The following is a 15,622-nucleotide window of genomic DNA, read 5'->3' as shown; positions in this document are numbered from 1 at the left end:
ATGCGCATCGCCGTGGTCGGCAGCGGCATCAGCGGTCTTTCCGCGGCCTGGCTGCTGTCGCGCCGGCACGAGGTCGTGCTGTACGAGGCGCAGGACCGCCTGGGCGGCCACACCGACACCCACCGCATCGGCATCGACAACCGCGTCGTGGACGTGGACACCGGCTTCATCGTCCACAACCCGATCCACTACCCCTTGCTCACGCGCCTGCTGGACGAACTGGGCGTGGCCTCGCAGCCCACCGTCATGAGCTTCTCGGTACAGGACGCGCGCAGCGGGCTGGAGTACAACGCCACCTCCCTGGACACGCTGTTCTGCCAGCGCCGCAACCTGTGCTCGCCGCGCTTCTGGGGCATGCTGCGCGATCTGGCGCGCTTCTACCGCGCCGCGCCGGCGCTGCTGGACCTGCCCGGCCCCGGCCCCACGCTGGGCGACTACATGCGGTCCCACGGCTACGGCGAGGCGTTCGTGCACCAACATCTGGTGCCCATGGCCAGCGCGCTGTGGTCGTCGCCGGCCAGCGGCATCCTCGCGTTTCCGGCGCAGTACCTGGTGCGGTTCATGGCCAACCACCACATGCTGCAGCTCAGCGGCCGGCCGCCGTGGCGGGTGGTGCGCGGCGGCTCGCGCCGCTACATCGACGCCATGGCCGCGCGCTGGAACGTGCAAGTGCGCCTGGGCACGCCCGTGCGCGGGGTGGCGCGCGACGAGCACGGCGTGACCCTGCGCTGCGACCACGGCTGCGAGCGCTACGACCAGGTCGTGCTGGCCGGCCACAGCGACCAGTCGCTGGCCTTGCTGGAAGACGCCGACGCCGCCGAACGCGCCGTGCTGGGCGCGATCGCCTACCAGGCCAACGACACCGTGCTGCATACCGACGCGACGCTGCTGCCGCGCCGGCGCAAGGCCTGGGCCGCCTGGAACGCCTACCTGCCCGCCGATCCGGCCGGGGTCTGCACCGTCAGCTACTGCATGAACCTGCTGCAAGGCCTGCCGGTGGCCACACCGCTGGTGGTCTCGCTCAACCGCAGCCAGGACATCGACCCCGCGCGCATCCTGGTCCGGCGCCGCTACCACCATCCGGTCTACACGCCCGCGGCCGTGGCCGCGCAGGCGCGCAAGCCGCAGATCCAGGGCCTGCGCCGCACCTGGTACGCCGGCGCTTACTGGGGCTGGGGCTTCCACGAAGACGGCATCCGCAGCGGCGTGGAAGTCGCGCAGGCCCTGGGCGCGCCCTGGTCGCAGGCGGGCACGCGCAACGGCCACGACGCGCGCGCATGGCAGGCGGCCGCATGAGCGCGTGGGCCAGCGCCATCTACGAAGGCCGCGTGCACCATCGCCGCCACGCGCCGCGGCCGCACGCGTTCGAATACGGCCTGGCCCTGCTGTACCTGGACCTGGACGAAGTCGATCTTATTTTCCGCGAGCGCTGGCTGTGGTCCGCGCACCGGCGCAATCTGGCCGCGTTTCATCGCCGGGATTTCCTGGGCGACCCGTCGCAGCCGCTGGCCGAGGCCGTGCGCGACCGCGTGCAGGCCGCCACCGGCGTGCGTCCCCTCGGGCCGGTGCGCTTGCTCGCGCATCTGCGCTACGCCGGCTACAGCTTCAACCCGGTCGCGTTCTACTACTGCCATGGCGACGACGGCCGGCTGCAGGCGATCGTTGCGGAAATCACCAACACGCCGTGGAACGAGCGGCACGCCTACGTGCTGCCCGTCGGCACCGCGCAAGCGCGCGGCCGCGCCCTGCGCTGGCGCTTCGACAAGACCTTCCACGTCTCGCCCTTCCTGCCCATGGACCGCCGCTACGCCTGGTCGTTCACCGCGCCCGGCGACGACCTGCGCGTGCACATGGACGTGTACGGCGAAGACCGGCGCGAGTTCGACGCCAGCCTATCGCTGCGCCGTCGCGCGCTCACCGGCGCCCATCTGGCGCGCGTGCTGTGGCGCTACCCGCTGATGACCGCGCAGGTGATCGGCGCCATCCACTGGCAGGCGCTGCGCCTGTGGCTCAAGCGCACCCCCGTCCACGACCACCCTGCCACGCTGGAGACGCAGGCATGAACAGCGCCGTACGCCCCAACCCCGCCGCGGCCTTCGGCACGCTGGACCGCTGCCTGCGCACGCGGCTGCTGGCCCAGCTCGATGCCCTGCAGGGCGGCGCGGTGGAACTGACCGATCCGCTGGGCGTCGCCCAGTTCGGCCAAACCACCGGCGCCGCTCCACCGCTGCGCCTGAGCGTGCATCACAGCGGCTTCTACCGCGCGCTGGCCGGTCAGGGCAGCGTCGGCGCCGCCGAGGCTTACATGGACGGCGCCTGGGACTGCAGCGACCTGGTCGGCCTGGTGCGTTTGCTGGTGCGCAACCGCGACCTGCTCGACGCGATGGAACGCGGCCCCGCGCGGTTGGGCGGGTGGGCCCTGCGCGCCGCGCACGCCCTGCGCCGCAACACGCGGCTGGGCGCGCGCCGCAACATCGCCGCGCACTACGACCTGGGCAATCCGTTCTTCCGCCTGTTCCTGTCCGAGGATCTGATGTACTCCTCGGCCCTGTACGCCGGCGACGACGACACCCTGGAAACGGCGTCGGCGCGCAAGCTGGCGCGCATCTGCGAAAAGCTGCGGCTGACGCCCGAGGATCACGTGATCGAGATCGGCAGCGGCTGGGGCGGCTTCGCCGTGCACGCCGCGCGCGCGCACGGCTGCCGCGTCACCACCACCACTATCTCGCACGAACAGCACGCCCTGGCCCGCCAGCGCGTGGCCGAGGCCGGCCTGCAGGACCGGGTGACCGTGCTGCTGTCGGACTATCGCGACCTGCAGGGGCAATACGACAAGCTGGTGTCGATCGAGATGGTCGAGGCCATCGGCCCGCACTACCTGCCCACCTACTTCGCCATGCTGGGCCGCCTGCTCAAGCCCGACGGCCTGGCCCTGATCCAGGCCATCACCATCGAAGACCATCGTTACGAACAAGCCGTGCGCTCGGTGGACTTCATCAAGCGCCACATCTTCCCCGGCTCGTTCATTCCGTCCATCGCCGCCCTGCTGGCGGCCAAGACCCGCAGCTGCGACCTGGCCCTGGTGCATCTGGAAGACTTCGGTCCGTCCTACGCGCGCACGCTGCACGCGTGGCGGCAGCGCTTCCTGGCCCAGCGCGAGCTGGTGCGCGCGCAAGGCTTCGACGAGCGCTTCGCGCGCATGTGGGAGTTCTACCTGGCCTACTGCGAAGGCGGCTTCCTGGAGCGCTCCATCGGCGTGGCCCACCTGCTGCTGGCCAAGCCCGGCTACCGCGGCGGCTCTTATCTGCCCGGGCTGGTGGAGGCTTGAGATGGCGTTCTGGGCCAATGCGCTGGGCTATCAGGCCGCGTGGCTGGCCGCCGTCTGCAGCGCCGCACGCGGCCAGGCCTGGCTGGGCATGCTCGCCTGCGTGGGCTTCATCGCCTGGCAATGGCGCGCCTCGCGCCAGCGCGCGGCCGACACCCGCGTGCTGTTGGCCGCGTTGGCCTGCGGCCTGATCGTGGACGGCGCCTGCGCGGCCAGCGGATTGCTGCGGTACGCCTCGCCTGCGCCCGCTCTGCCGGCGCCGCCGTGGATCGTGCTGTTGTGGGGCGCGTTCGCTTTGACCTTGAATCACTCGCTGGCCTGGTTCGCGCGGCGGCCGTGGTCAGCGACCGCGTTCGCCGGCGTGGGCGGGCCGCTGGCCTACCTGGGCGCCGCTCGCGGCTTCGGCGCGGTGGATTTTCCCGATCCCGCCTGGCCCGCGTTGGCCGTGCTCGCCGCCGCCTGGGCCTGCGCGCTGCCGGTGCTGTTGCGCATCGCCGTCACGCCCTGGCCCGGCGCCGCCACGCACAGTACCCGCTCATGACTCCCGTCCACCAAGCCCTGCTGATCTGGGCGCTGGCCGCGATCGCACAAGCCATCGCCTGGGCGCGGCAGCAGCGCACCGCCAACGCCGGCCTCGTCGATGTGGTGTGGTCCTTCGGCCTGGGCGGCGCGGCCGTGCTGGCCGCCGTCACCGGCGGCGGCGCGCCGCTGCCGCGCCTGCTGCTCGGGGTGCTGGGCGGCGCCTGGGGTCTGCGCCTGGGCCTGCACCTGCTGCACCGCGTGCGCGGCGAAGCCGAGGACGGCCGCTACGCGCAACTGCGCCGGCGCTGGGGCGCGGCGCCGTTGAAATGGGCGGCGATGTTCCAGTTCCAGGCGTTGCTGGTCGCGCTGTTCGCGCTGCCGTTCCTGGCCGTGGCCGCCAACCCGCAAGCGGGTTGGAACGGCTGGCTCGCCGCCGGCGTGGCCGTGTGGCTGGGCAGCGTGACCGGCGAGACCGTCGCCGACCGGCAACTGGCGCGCTTCCGCGCCGATCCTGGCCATCGCGGCAAGACCTGCCGCCAGGGCCTGTGGCGCTGGTCGCGCCATCCCAACTACTTCTTCGAATGGCTGCACTGGTTCGCCTACGTACTGCTCGCCGTGGGCGCGCCGATCGCCGCGCTGGCCTGGACCGGGCCGGTGCTGATGTACGCGTTCCTGCGCTGGCTCAGCGGCATTCCCTTCACCGAAGCGCAGGCGCTGCGCACGCGCGGCGAAGACTACGCGCGCTACCAGCGCACCACGCCGATGCTGTTCCCCTGGTTCCCCAAGGAGCGCCCATGAACGCCACCGCCGACATCGCCGGCGCCACCGACGAGCGGGCCGCGCCCGGCCTGCTGGGCCTGGCCGAGCGCGGCCTGCTGCCCGACGCCGTACTGCGCCACGGCATCCGCCGCCTGTGCGCCCAGCGCCTGCGCGAGGAAAACGCCGACGATCCTGCCGCCGCCACCGCGCGCGCCGTCGCCCTGATCCAGGAACTGCGCCGTAGCCCCGTGGCCGTGCATGTAGACGCCGCCAACCGCCAGCATTACGAACTGCCGCCGGGCTTCTTCCAGCACTGCCTGGGCCCGCAACTCAAATACTCCGCCTGCTACTACCCCAACGGCGACGAGACCCTGGCCCAGGCCGAAACGGCGATGCTCGCGCTGTACGGCGAACGCGCGCAGCTGGCCGACGGTCAGGACATCCTGGAACTGGGCTGCGGCTGGGGCTCGCTCACCCTGTGGATGGCCCAGCGCTACCCCAACGCCCGCATCACCGCCGTGTCCAACTCCGCCGGACAACGCCAGTACATCGAAGCGCGCTGCCGCGAGCACGGCTACGGCCACGTGCGCGTGGTCACCTGCGACGTCAACCGCCTGGACCTGCCGCCTGCCGCCTTCGACCGCTGCGTGTCGGTGGAAATGTTCGAGCACATGCGCAACTACGCCGCGTTGATGCAGCGCATCGCCGGCTGGCTGCGCCTCGACGGCCGCCTGTTCGTGCATCTCTTCTGCCACCGCAACCTGCTCTACCCGTTCCAGACCGAGGGCGACGACAACTGGATGGGCCGCCACTTCTTCACCGGCGGCCTGATGCCCGCGGCCGATACCCTGCTGTGGTTCCAGGACCACCTGCGCATCGACCGGCAGTGGCTGCTGGACGGCCGCCACTACCAGCGCACCGCCGACCATTGGCTGGCCAACCAGGACGCGCAACGCGGCGCGGTCATGGCTCTGCTGCAACCCGTCTACGGCGCCGCCGCGCCGCTGTGGTTCCAACGCTGGCGCATGTTCTGGATGGCCTGCGCCGAACTGTTCGGCTACCGCCAAGGACGCGAATGGATGGTGGCCCACTACCGCTTCGTCAAGGAGGCCGCCGCATGATCGCCCGCCTCGGTCTGATCGCCGCCCTGGTCGCCGCCGTAACCGCCTGCGCCACCGGCCGCCCGACCATCCCGCCCGTGTCCCACGTCGACCTGCCGCGTTTCATGGGCGACTGGTACGTCATCGCCCACATCCCCTCGCGCCCGGAACGCGAGGCCTACGACGCCGTGGAGTCCTACCGCCTGGACGCCGACGGCCGCATCCGCACCACCTTCCGCTACCGCAAGGGCGGCTTCGACGCCCCGCTGGAGACCATGGAACCCGTGGGCACCGTGGTGCCCGGCACCGGCAACGCCGTGTGGGGCATGCAATTCGTCTGGCCGATCCAGGCCGAATACGTGATCGTCGACCTGGCCCCCGACTACTCGCGCACCATCGTCGGCCGCAGCAAACGCGACTACGTCTGGCTCATGGCCCGCACCCCGCGCCTGCCGCAGGCGGAGCTGGATGCGGCCCTGCGCCGCATCCGCGAGCTGGGCTACGACACCGGCAAGCTGCGGATGGTGCCGCAGTCGGCCGGCGCGCCGTAGCGATCTGCGGAAGTCAGCCACGCTAAACCCGCGAAGCGACCGGGCATCGCGCTGCAAGCTCGCGCCCGCCTCAGGACTGCTAGAGTGCCGTCCCATCGAGCGCGCTCGATCGGCGACAGGGGACCATGAAAGTAGTCATCAACGGCGCCGGCATCGCCGGCACCGCCCTGGCCTACTGGCTGGGCAAACAGGGCCACGACGTACACCTGATCGAGCAGGCCCCGGCGCCGCGCACCGGCGGCTACGTATTGAACCTGTGGGGCGTGGGTTACGACGCCGCCGAAAAGATGGGGCTGCTGCCCCGGCTGCAGCAACTGCAGTACCACTCCGAGCACCTGCGCATGGTGGACCGGCACGGCCGCACCAGCGGCGGCTACCCGCCGCAGGTGCTGTTGCAGCTCACGCGCGGCCGCATCGCCACCCTGGCGCGCTCGGACATCGCCGCGGCCATCCACGGCCTGCTGGACGGCCGCGTACACACCCACTACGGCGACAGCATCGCCTCCATCGAACCAGACGGCCCGCACGTCCACGTCGGTTTCGACCGCGGCCCGCCGCTCCAGGCCGACCTGGTCGTCGGCGCCGACGGCCTGCACTCGCGCATCCGCCAACTGGCCTTCGGCCAAGACGCGCGCTACGAATACCCGATGGGCTGCCATGTCGCCGCGTTCGAAGTGGCCGGCTACCGCCCACGCGAAGACGGCGTCTATGTCGCCCACTCCGCCCCGGGCCGGTACATCGCCCGCTTCCCGGTACGCGGCGACAAAATGCTGTTCTTCCTGCTGTTCCGCGACGAGTACCTGGCCGGCGTGGTCCCCACCAACGACGCCGAACGCAAGGCCGCCTTGAAGCAGGTGTACGCGGACGTGGGCTGGGAATGCCCGGCCATCCTGTCCGGCCTGGCCGACACCGGCAGCGTCTACTTCGACCGCGTCAGCCAGATCCGCATGGACGCCTGGAACCGCGGTCGCGTCGCCCTGGTCGGCGACGCCGCCGCCTGCCCGTCCTTGATCGCCGGCTCCGGCGCCGGCTTCGCGATGGCGCAGGCCTACGTGCTGGCCGGAGAACTGCACGAACACCCCAACGACCTGGAACGCGCGCTCAGCCGCTACGAAGCGCGTCTCAAACCCTTCGTCGCCCGCAAGCAGCAGGCCGCCGAAAAGATGGTGCCCTCGTTCGTGCCGGCCACCGGCCTGGGCGTGCGCGCCCGCGATCTGGCCACCGTGCTGATGCGGCTGCCCGTGTGCCCCCGGTTGCTGATGGGGCGCTATCTCAACGATGAGATCGCGCTGCCGGCGTATGCCATGGAACCCCCGAATCCGACGCATTGAGATGCCGCGTCTTCGCTGTCCGAACCCCCCGGGCCGACCTGGCCCGAGCCGTACTAACCCGGAGTGCTCCATGGAATCAGCGCCGCAGGAACCAGTGCAGCACGTCACCCTAGACACCGCCGTCACCCTCTCCTTCGACTACCTCAAGCAACTGGGCACCATCGCCATGACCGCCGCCGCCGGCCTCATCGCCCTGGTCCAGTTCGTCGACGGCGACAAGAAGTTCTTCGTCAAGGTCATGATCGCGGCCAGCGGCATGTTCCTGTCGGCGCTGCTGGCGTTCTTCGTGCAGTTCTCGCTGATGGACCGGATCCGGCATGCGCATGAGCTGCTGCGCCGGAACGAGAAGCTCGGCTACACCGACAAGGGCGCCAAGCGGATGGAGAGGCTCTTCGAAGGGCTGGCGCTGTGGCTGCTGTCGATCAGCATGGGCGTGGCCCTGCAGGCGCTGATCGGCGCGGGCATGCCCGCCTGACGACGACGGCCGCCCCGGCCGCGCACGCGAGCGCGCTCACTCCGCGCGGCCGAACCGCTGCTCGTACAAAGCCGCCACCCAATCGATGAACACCCGCACCCGCGGCGACAGCTGCCGGTGCTGCGGGTACATGGCCGACACGGTCAGGCCGCTGCTGCGCCAGTCGGCCAGCACCTCGACCAGCGTGCCGTCGCGTAGCGCCTCTTCGATGTGGTAGCGCGGCAGCTGGATCAGCCCGCAGCCGCGCAGCGCGCAGGCCACATAGGCCTCGGCGTCGTTCACCGCGATCCAGCTGTGGGGCGTGTACTCGCAAGGCTTGCCGTCCACGATCAACTCGAACGGGTAGCGGCGGTCGTGGCTGCTGGCGAAGAAGCCCACCGCCTGGTGCGAGGGCAATTCGTCCGGGTGCCGCGGCGTGCCGTGGGCGCTCAGGTAGGCGGGGCTGGCGACGATGGCCTCGGGCATCACCGCCAGCCGGCGCGCCACCAGCGACGAGTCCTGCGGCGTGCCCACCCGCACCACGCAGTCGATGCCCTCGCGCACCAGGTCGACCAGGCGGTCGCCGCTGCTCACCACCAGCTCGATCTGCGGGTAGCGCATATGGAACTCGTCGATACGCGGCAAGACGATGCGGGTGGCGTGAGTGCCGTGCAGGTCCACGCGCAGGGTGCCGCGCGGGTGGGCCGCCACGGTGCGCAGCGAGGACTCGGCGTCGTCCAGTTCGGCCAGCAATTGCACGCAGCGCTCATAGAACGCCTGCCCGTCCAGCGTGGGCCGCACCTGGCGCGTGGTGCGCTCCAGCAGGCGCGTGCCCAGCCGCGCTTCCAGCGCCTTCATGGCGTGGGTGGCGGTGGCCCGCGGGATGTCCAGCAGGCCGGCAGCGCGGGTGAAGCTGCCCAGCTCGACGATGCGGACGAACAGCTGCAGCGAATCGAAGCGGTCCATGCCGCCATTGTTGATCTTTTTTGAATAGAAAAGTCAATTCCAGAGCATTTATTCAACCACAGCCAATCGGAAGAATGCGCTCCGTAGCCCGCGCCACCCCGGCGCACCCAACGGAGCCCGACATGACCGTCACCCAAGCCACCCCCGCCCGCGCCGCTCTCGTCCCCGGCGGCTCGCGCGGCATCGGCCAGGCCATCGCCCGCCGCCTGGCCGCCGACGGTTTCGCCGTCGCCGTCAACTACGCCGGCAACGCCGCCGACGCCCAAGCCACCGTCGACGACATCCGCAGCGCCGGCGGACGCGCCATCGCCGTGCAGGGCGACATCGCCCAGCCCGACGATGTGGCGCGCCTGTTCGCCGCCACCCGCGAAGCCTTCGGCCGCATCGACGTGGTGGTCAACAGCGCCGGGGTGATGCCGATGGCGCGCATCGCCGCCGACGGCCTGGCCGAGTTCGATCGCGTGGTCGCCACCAACCTGCGCGGCAGCTTCCTGGTGCTGGGCCACGCCGCCGAGCAGTTGGGCGAAGGCGGCCGGATCATCGCCCTGTCCAGCAGCGTGCTGGGCAAGAACTTCCCCGGCTACGGCCCCTACATCGCCTCCAAGGCCGGCGTGGAAGGCCTGGTGCGCGTGCTCGCCAACGAACTGCGCGGGCGCGGCATCACCGTCAACGCGGTCGCGCCGGGCCCGGTCGCCACCGAGCTGTTCTTCCGCGGCAAGTCGCAGGAACAGGTCGACCAGATCGCCGCCATGGCGCCGCTGCAGCGCATCGGCGAGCCGGAAGAAATCGCCGCGGCCGTGGCCTTCCTGGCCGGCCCCGACGGCGCCTGGGTCAACGCCCAGGTGCTGCGCGTCAACGGCGGCTACGCCTGATCCCCACCCCTCTCGCTACGCGGCGCTCGCCGCACCTCATAGGAGCCGTGCCATGACTTCGTCTTCCCAGCCCCAGATCGTCCTGATCACCGGCGCCTCCAGCGGCTTCGGCGCGCTGGCGGCCCGCGCCCTGGCCGCCGCCGGCCACACCGTCTACGCCAGCATGCGCGACACCGCCGGGCGCAACGCGCCGCAGGTGGACGCCGCGCGCGCCCACGCCGCGCAACACGGCGTGGACCTGCGCACGCTCGAACTGGACGTGCAGTCGCAAGCCTCCGCCGACGCCGCCATCGCCGCGATCGTGGCCGAGCACGGCCGCCTGGACACGGTGATCCACAACGCCGGCCACATGGTCTTCGGCCCCGCCGAAGCCTTCACCCCCGAGCAGTACGCCCAGCTCTACGACGTCAACGTGCTGGGCACCCAGCGCGTCAACCGCGCCGCGCTGCCGCAGCTGCGCGCGCAGCGGCGCGGCCTGGTGCTGTGGGTGGGCAGCAGCAGCCATCGCGGCGGCACGCCGCCCTACCTGGCGCCGTACTTCGCGGCCAAGGCGGCGATGGACGCGGTGGCGGTGAGCTACGCCGGCGAGCTCGCGCGCTGGGGCATCGAAACGGCCATCGTCGTGCCCGGCGCCTTCACCCGCGGCACCAACCACTTCGCCCATTCCGGCACGCCCGCCGACACCGCGCTCGTGGCCGAATACGACAGCGGCCCCACCGCCGGCTTCACCCGCGAAATCCTCGACGGCCTGGCCGGCTGCGAACCGGCCGGCGCCGACGTGGCCGACGTGGCCCGCGCCATGGTCGCCATCGTCGACGCGCCGCACGGCCAGCGCCCGTTCCGCGTGCACGTGGACCCCTCGCAGGACGGCTGCGAAGTGGTCAATGCCGTGGCCGACCGCATCCGCGCCGAGTTCCTGCGCCGCATCGGCCTGGGCGACGTGCTGTCGCCGCGCGTGGCCAACGTAACCGCCTGACCGCCCCTCACACTGGACCCACCGCCATGCCCTTTGCCAACTACAAGTTCCCGGAAGGAATCCTGGACCACGCCCGCAAGGAAGAACTCATCCACCGCACCACCGCCCTGTTCGTCGAGTACTTCGGCGAAGGCGTGCGCCCCTATTCGATGGTGCTCGTAGAGGAAGTGGCCGACGGCGGCTGGGGCCGCGCCGACGAAACCCTGACCCTGGAAAAGATGGGGCTGCCGCCACGGGCGAAGTAGCGACGAACGCGCAACGCCACGGCCGCTGCAACGGGCCCTGGCGCCGCTCCATCGCCGCGGCCCAGCCAAGAGAACGCCATGAACGCACGCGCACACCGCTACCGCATCCGCGTCGACCCCCTCGACCACGCCGTGGATCCGGCCCTGGACTTCGAAGCCAGCCAGCACGACGACCTGCTCGCCATCGCCGCCCGCCTCCGCGCCGCCGCGCTCCTGCCCGAGCAAGACGCCGCCGCGCTCGCCCTAGGCCTGAAGCTGTTCGCCGGCGTCGCCCTCACCCACCGGCAAGACCCGCTGTTCGCCGCCATCCAGCCCGCTCTGCGCGCCTTCATCGGCCAGCTCAAAGCGCGCGTCGCCACGGCCCTGCCATCGCAGCCCACCCCTGGAGGAAACCGCTGATGCACGCCACCTCACCCACGCTCGCCGGCGCCGACCGCCTGGCCTACGCCGCCCTGCGCGCCGTGTTCGGCATCGTGCTGCTCACCCACGGCCTGCCCAAACTGCTGCGCACGTCGCACGGCTCCATGGCCGACCCCATGGCCGGCTCCATCGCGCTGATCGACAACGTGCTGCATCTGCCCGGCGCGCCCGTCTGGGCGATGGGGGTCGCGCTGCTGGAAGGCGTGGGCGGCGCGCTGCTCGCGCTCGGCCTGGGCACCCGCGCCATCGCCGCCCTGGTCACCGCGCAGATGATCGCCATCTGCATCGCGCTGGGCCCCACCTGGCCCTGGATCGACCGCGGCATCGAGTACCCGTTGCTGATGGCCTTCCTGGCGGCCTACATCGCGCTACACGGTGGCGGCCCCGGGTCCATCGACCACGCCTTAGTCCGCGCCCGCACTGCATGACGACGCGCGCCATGCGCCCAACCGCCCCCCAAACCCGTCATTCCGGCGAAAGCCGGAACCCATTTCGATCTGGCTCTACGTTCCTCGACGGAAGCAAAAACACCAACAAAATGGGTTCCGGCTTTCGCCGGAATGACGAAGTCCATCGGACTCAGCGCCGGAGAACCTCGCTACAGCCCCGCTTCGAGCGGGGGCACCGCTCAGATCAGCACGTCCTCATGGAAGGCACCGTAGCGGCCGTCGCGGTCGGCGATCTGAATCTCCAACACCCACACACCGGCCTGCGGCGTGCCTTCGAACTCACCCAGGTCCCCGCCGCGATGGATGGCGTGCGGAAAGTCGCCGACGCGGTGGCCCTGGATGTCCAGATTCAACACCCAGCCCATCGCCTCGGCGCGCTGCGCCGCGTAGTCGTACAGCGCCGGGCCGCTGAGGCCGCGCTCGGCCCACACACCGCGCACGTCGTCGAACAGCGCCTTCGCCGCCGCCGCGCACGCCGCCTTGCCCGGATCGCTGCCGGTGGTGAAGGTGGCGCCCACGTCGCCTTCATGCCCCTGGAACACCGTGCCGATATCGATGAAATAGATGTCGTCCTCGCCCAGCACCGGGTCGCCCTCGGACTTCTGCTTGAAGGTCTTGACCGTGTTGGCGCCGAAACGCACGTGCACCGGGTGCCATATCCGTTCCATGCCCAGGTCGCGCAGGATCTCCATCGCCAGCGTCGAGGCTTCCGACTCGCGCAGGCCCGGCTGGAACGTCTGCGCCATCTTGCGCACCGCGCGCCAGGACTGCTCGCTGGCGTGGCGCATCAGGCTCAAATCGAAAGCCATGCCCACGGCCTCCTTCGGGTGGCTCATGCTCGGACTCTGCGCAGGGGAATGCGCGAAGTTTAAGCGATGACCTGGCCTATGATGACCCTGGACGGAGCGAACGTCTGCGTTCGTCTTAGTCGCTGCGACCGGACCCTGCTTCAGTCGCAGTATCGCTTCCGCCCCCCGCGCCGCACACGCCCTGATGACCTCCGCCTCGATCGACCCGCAACTCGTCCTCGCCTGGCAAACCGCGCACTCCGTCGCCCGCGCCGCGCCGCCCCCGGTCCACGACCGCGGCGGCTACCGCGTGGACACCCACTCCGACAAGGAAACCAAACGCTGGGTGTTCCCCGAATTCTGCGAGGGATTAAGCGCGCTCGCTCACGAGATCGCCGCCCCGCGCCACCTGCTCAAACTGTGCGACACCGAAGAGACGCTGCGCAGCACGCTGCCCGCGCGCTGGGAAGTCCAGCCGATCAACTACTTCATGATCGCCCGCGCCGCCGCCCCTAACGCCAAACCCCTAGCCGACGGCTACCGCCTGCAACTGCAGCACGACGGCCCCGTCGCCCGCGTTTCCGTCCTGGCGCCGAACGGCGACCTCGCCGCCAGCGGCACCGCCGCCGAAGCCGCCGGCGTCTTCGTCTACGACCGCATCGAAACCGCAGCGGACCACCGCCGCAAAGGCCTGGGCATCGCGGTCATGACCGCCCTCGCCTCCGCCCGCACCTCACCCGCCGTCCCGCAACTGCTGGTCGCCACCGCCGACGGCCGCCACCTCTACGCCACCCTCGGCTGGACCGTGCTCGCGCCCCTGGCCACCGCCCTGATCCCGGACCCGGCCACCGGCTAAGCTAGCGCCCACACTAGGAGCACAGGAAACGGACATGCCGCGCTACCTGATCTCGTTCGACGACGGCACCATGATCATTCCCGACGCCGACCTGCCCGCCGTGTCCGACGCCTCGCACGCCGTAGTGCGCCAGGCCAAGGCCGCCGGCGTGTGGATCTTCGGCGGCGGCGTGCTCACCCAGCAAGCCAGCGTCGTGTCCCCCGACGGCACCGTCGCCGCCGGCCCCTACCCGGAAACCAAGGCCGTGCTCGGCGGCTTCTGCATCCTCGAAACCGCCTCCCGCGACGACGCCCTGCACTGGGCCGCCCAATTCGCCGCCGCCTGCCGCTGCAAGCAGGAAGTGCGCGAGATCGCGTACGACCCGGAGTCGTGAACGAGCTGGATCATAGTGGCAGCCGTAGTACCTGTTGCTCCCGCCGATGCCGACTCACCACAAACAGAACGTCATGTCCCTCTATCCACTTAAGACGATTGCCGAGATCGGGCTGGAGCGACTGGATAAATGCTCGCAAATCGTGGGCCAGATTTTCTATCGCGCAGTGCGCCCCTGCTTTGCGCTGGATGATCTCAATCAGCCGGTTGCATTTGGAAGCTGCTTCTTCATCCAGCTCGATGGTGCCCGCTACTTGGTAACGGCAGCGCATGTCTTGGATCAGGCAGAACGCACGCCGGTCTATATCAGCGGACGAACCAGCCTGGTAGCGCTGACAGGACTTTTCTCCGTCACCAATAAACCTGGGGGTAATCGCAATAACGACCACTATGACTTCGCGTTCGTTGAATTGTCAGAACACCAATGCAACGAGATAGAAGTAGAATTTTTCATCACCGAAGACATGATTTCGAAGAACCGCGTGGCGAAAGAAAGCAGAGGCTATATGGCGCTCGGCTTTCCGCACAGCTTGCAACTTGTCAGCCATGAGACGCTCAGGGCCTTTACCGAAGCCTGGACCTTTGTCGGATTCCATCACCAAAGCCCGGAACTCAATGAAGGCATCGGCATCACCGGAAACGAACATTTCACGATTCGTTTTCAGAACCGCGTCAAGAAATTCAACGGACCCGAACGTGATGCCGTAGAACCCCAAGGAGCGAGCGGCGGAATTTTGATCGACCTGGGAAACTTCGACCCGAGCAAGCTGCATCCAGACGCTCCCTGCAAGGGGCTATTGGCGGGCATTCTGATTGAGCATCACAGAGCGCATGAGACGATCATGGCCACAGACATCCAGTTCGTCATATCGCATATACGTCTAAGTAAGCGTGAATCGCAAAAGCAAATCTCTTAGCGCACGAAGATCGCTTCCAAACAGGCGGTAAGCGCAGTCCACCTTCCCATTGCTGCCGAGCTCGGCGCCGCTTCCTCTTATGCCTATGCCAAAATCCAGCGCGCGCGAACGCTCATTTACCCATGTCGTCCACTTAGTGCAACGCCTGGACACCGCAGCGCCGCCCGGGCCGCCACCCGAAACCCTCGGCCTGCCCCAGCGCATGGGCGCCGCCGGCCGCCGGCTGTTCGCGCTGTTGAACGTCACCGTAACCCTGGGCGCCGCCTGGGCCCTCTACCAGCTATGGACCGAACAGACCCCGGGCTGGTGGTTCAACCTGATCTTCACCGTCATGATCGGCGGCCTGACCTTGGCGCTGTGGGCCATCCTGCGCGGCTCGATCCGGCAGGCCGAGCACGAAGCCCGGCTGCAGGCCGTGTGGCGCGACATCGGCCCGCGCGCCGTCGCCACCGCCGGCCGCGTGACCGAACGGCATTGCGTGATGGCCGAAGGCGGCGAAGTCATGCGTTTCGAGCTGGTGGTGCAAGCCCCAGGCGGCGCACCGATCCACGGCCAATGGCAACCCGCCAATGCGCGCCTGTACCTGTTGCAACCCCAGGTGCCCGGCGTGGGCGCGGAGGTGCGCATTTGGCGCGCACCGAACACGCCGGCCAACGCGCCGTTGGTGATCGAAGTGGCCGACCCCTCGGTGGTGCACTAGCCGACTCGCCGCGTTGGCA

20 protein-coding genes are annotated in these 15,622 nt (G+C 69.7%); 18 read left to right on the top strand and 2 right to left on the bottom strand.

From position 1 onward, the window contains the following. The 9 genes from DX914_RS02665 (at position 1) to DX914_RS02625 (ending at position 8,063) form a co-directional block, all read left to right on the top strand. Entirely contained in the window at positions 1 to 1,296 is a 1,296-nt protein-coding gene (locus tag DX914_RS02665; protein ID WP_115857509.1) for an NAD(P)/FAD-dependent oxidoreductase, read from the top strand. Beyond that, positions 1,278 to 2,063, top strand: coding sequence for a DUF1365 domain-containing protein (locus DX914_RS02660; RefSeq protein WP_425480652.1), 786 nt, complete (start codon positions 1,278 to 1,280; stop codon positions 2,061 to 2,063). The genes DX914_RS02665 and DX914_RS02660 overlap by 19 nt, the downstream gene beginning before the upstream one ends. Further along, positions 2,060 to 3,328 carry an SAM-dependent methyltransferase gene (locus tag DX914_RS02655; protein ID WP_115857508.1) on the top strand — a complete coding sequence of 423 codons (1,269 nt, stop codon included), beginning with the start codon at positions 2,060 to 2,062 and terminating at the stop codon, positions 3,326 to 3,328. Before DX914_RS02660 ends, DX914_RS02655 begins: the two co-directional genes overlap by 4 nt. Position 3,329: 1 nt before the next feature. Next, positions 3,330 to 3,866: a DUF2878 domain-containing protein gene (locus tag DX914_RS02650; RefSeq protein ID WP_115857507.1), complete on the top strand. Its 537-nt coding sequence runs from the start codon at positions 3,330 to 3,332 to the stop codon at positions 3,864 to 3,866. Then, a complete protein-coding gene (locus DX914_RS02645; protein WP_115857506.1) occupies positions 3,863 to 4,645 on the top strand; it encodes a DUF1295 domain-containing protein in 783 nt (260 codons plus the stop codon). The genes DX914_RS02650 and DX914_RS02645 overlap by 4 nt, the downstream gene beginning before the upstream one ends. Further along, positions 4,642 to 5,727, top strand: coding sequence for an SAM-dependent methyltransferase (locus DX914_RS02640; protein ID WP_115857505.1), 1,086 nt, complete (start codon positions 4,642 to 4,644; stop codon positions 5,725 to 5,727). The genes DX914_RS02645 and DX914_RS02640 overlap by 4 nt, the downstream gene beginning before the upstream one ends. Beyond that, complete coding sequence (locus tag DX914_RS02635; protein WP_115857504.1) at positions 5,724 to 6,257, top strand: lipocalin family protein; 534 nt, start codon at positions 5,724 to 5,726, stop codon at positions 6,255 to 6,257. The genes DX914_RS02640 and DX914_RS02635 overlap by 4 nt, the downstream gene beginning before the upstream one ends. A gap of 125 nt (positions 6,258 to 6,382) precedes the next feature. Beyond that, the gene (locus tag DX914_RS02630) at positions 6,383 to 7,588 is read left to right on the top strand and encodes an FAD-binding domain (protein WP_115857503.1); all 1,206 of its coding nucleotides are present in this window, start codon (positions 6,383 to 6,385) and stop codon (positions 7,586 to 7,588) included. A 70-nt stretch (positions 7,589 to 7,658) separates the two neighbouring features. Then, the gene (locus DX914_RS02625; RefSeq protein WP_147300580.1) at positions 7,659 to 8,063 is read left to right on the top strand and encodes a hypothetical protein; all 405 of its coding nucleotides are present in this window, start codon (positions 7,659 to 7,661) and stop codon (positions 8,061 to 8,063) included. 36 nt (positions 8,064 to 8,099) lie between these two features. On the opposite strand, the gene DX914_RS02620 is transcribed toward DX914_RS02625, so the two are convergent. Beyond that, the gene (locus tag DX914_RS02620; RefSeq protein WP_115857501.1) at positions 8,100 to 9,008 is read right to left on the bottom strand and encodes a LysR family transcriptional regulator; all 909 of its coding nucleotides are present in this window, start codon (positions 9,006 to 9,008) and stop codon (positions 8,100 to 8,102) included. Positions 9,009 to 9,130: 122 nt separating this feature from the next. Here DX914_RS02620 and DX914_RS02615 point away from each other — a divergent pair, with 122 nt between their 5' ends. From DX914_RS02615 to DX914_RS02595, 5 genes are all read left to right on the top strand, one after another. Next, entirely contained in the window at positions 9,131 to 9,880 is a 750-nt protein-coding gene (locus DX914_RS02615; RefSeq protein WP_115857500.1) for an SDR family oxidoreductase, read from the top strand. Between the two features lie 52 nt (positions 9,881 to 9,932). Continuing rightward, on the top strand, positions 9,933 to 10,856 hold the full coding sequence (locus DX914_RS02610) for an SDR family NAD(P)-dependent oxidoreductase (RefSeq protein ID WP_115857499.1): 924 nt from the start codon (positions 9,933 to 9,935) through the stop codon (positions 10,854 to 10,856). A gap of 26 nt (positions 10,857 to 10,882) precedes the next feature. Then, the gene (locus tag DX914_RS02605) at positions 10,883 to 11,101 is read left to right on the top strand and encodes a tautomerase family protein (protein ID WP_115857498.1); all 219 of its coding nucleotides are present in this window, start codon (positions 10,883 to 10,885) and stop codon (positions 11,099 to 11,101) included. 78 nt (positions 11,102 to 11,179) lie between these two features. Next, a complete protein-coding gene (locus DX914_RS02600) occupies positions 11,180 to 11,500 on the top strand; it encodes a DUF3861 family protein (RefSeq protein WP_115857497.1) in 321 nt (106 codons plus the stop codon). Beyond that, positions 11,500 to 11,949, top strand: coding sequence for a DoxX family protein (locus tag DX914_RS02595; RefSeq protein WP_115857496.1), 450 nt, complete (start codon positions 11,500 to 11,502; stop codon positions 11,947 to 11,949). Before DX914_RS02600 ends, DX914_RS02595 begins: the two co-directional genes overlap by 1 nt. Positions 11,950 to 12,149: 200 nt before the next feature. Here DX914_RS02595 and DX914_RS02590 read toward each other — a convergent pair whose 3' ends face one another. After that, on the bottom strand, positions 12,150 to 12,806 hold the full coding sequence (locus tag DX914_RS02590) for a M24 family metallopeptidase (RefSeq protein ID WP_115857495.1): 657 nt from the start codon (positions 12,804 to 12,806) through the stop codon (positions 12,150 to 12,152). 157 nt (positions 12,807 to 12,963) lie between these two features. Between DX914_RS02590 and DX914_RS02585 the strand changes: the two genes are divergently transcribed. The 4 genes from DX914_RS02585 to DX914_RS02570 all read left to right on the top strand — a co-directional run bounded on the left by DX914_RS02585 (position 12,964) and on the right by DX914_RS02570 (position 15,603). Continuing rightward, the gene (locus tag DX914_RS02585) at positions 12,964 to 13,614 is read left to right on the top strand and encodes a GNAT family N-acetyltransferase (RefSeq protein ID WP_115857494.1); all 651 of its coding nucleotides are present in this window, start codon (positions 12,964 to 12,966) and stop codon (positions 13,612 to 13,614) included. A gap of 34 nt (positions 13,615 to 13,648) precedes the next feature. Then, positions 13,649 to 13,987 (top strand): YciI family protein, encoded by a 339-nt coding sequence (locus DX914_RS02580; protein WP_115857493.1) that lies wholly within the window; start codon positions 13,649 to 13,651, stop codon positions 13,985 to 13,987. A gap of 73 nt (positions 13,988 to 14,060) precedes the next feature. Further along, a complete protein-coding gene (locus DX914_RS19925) occupies positions 14,061 to 14,903 on the top strand; it encodes a trypsin-like peptidase domain-containing protein (protein ID WP_147300579.1) in 843 nt (280 codons plus the stop codon). Between the two features lie 85 nt (positions 14,904 to 14,988). Continuing rightward, the gene (locus DX914_RS02570; protein WP_147300578.1) at positions 14,989 to 15,603 is read left to right on the top strand and encodes a hypothetical protein; all 615 of its coding nucleotides are present in this window, start codon (positions 14,989 to 14,991) and stop codon (positions 15,601 to 15,603) included. Positions 15,604 to 15,622 lie beyond the last annotated feature (19 nt).

The sequence above is a fragment of the Lysobacter silvisoli genome (assembly GCF_003382365.1).
Taxonomy (GTDB): Bacteria; Pseudomonadota; Gammaproteobacteria; order Xanthomonadales; family Xanthomonadaceae; genus Lysobacter; species Lysobacter silvisoli.
The sequence above is the reverse complement of the archived record's forward strand: the minus strand, read 5'-3'. Positions and strand labels throughout refer to the sequence as shown.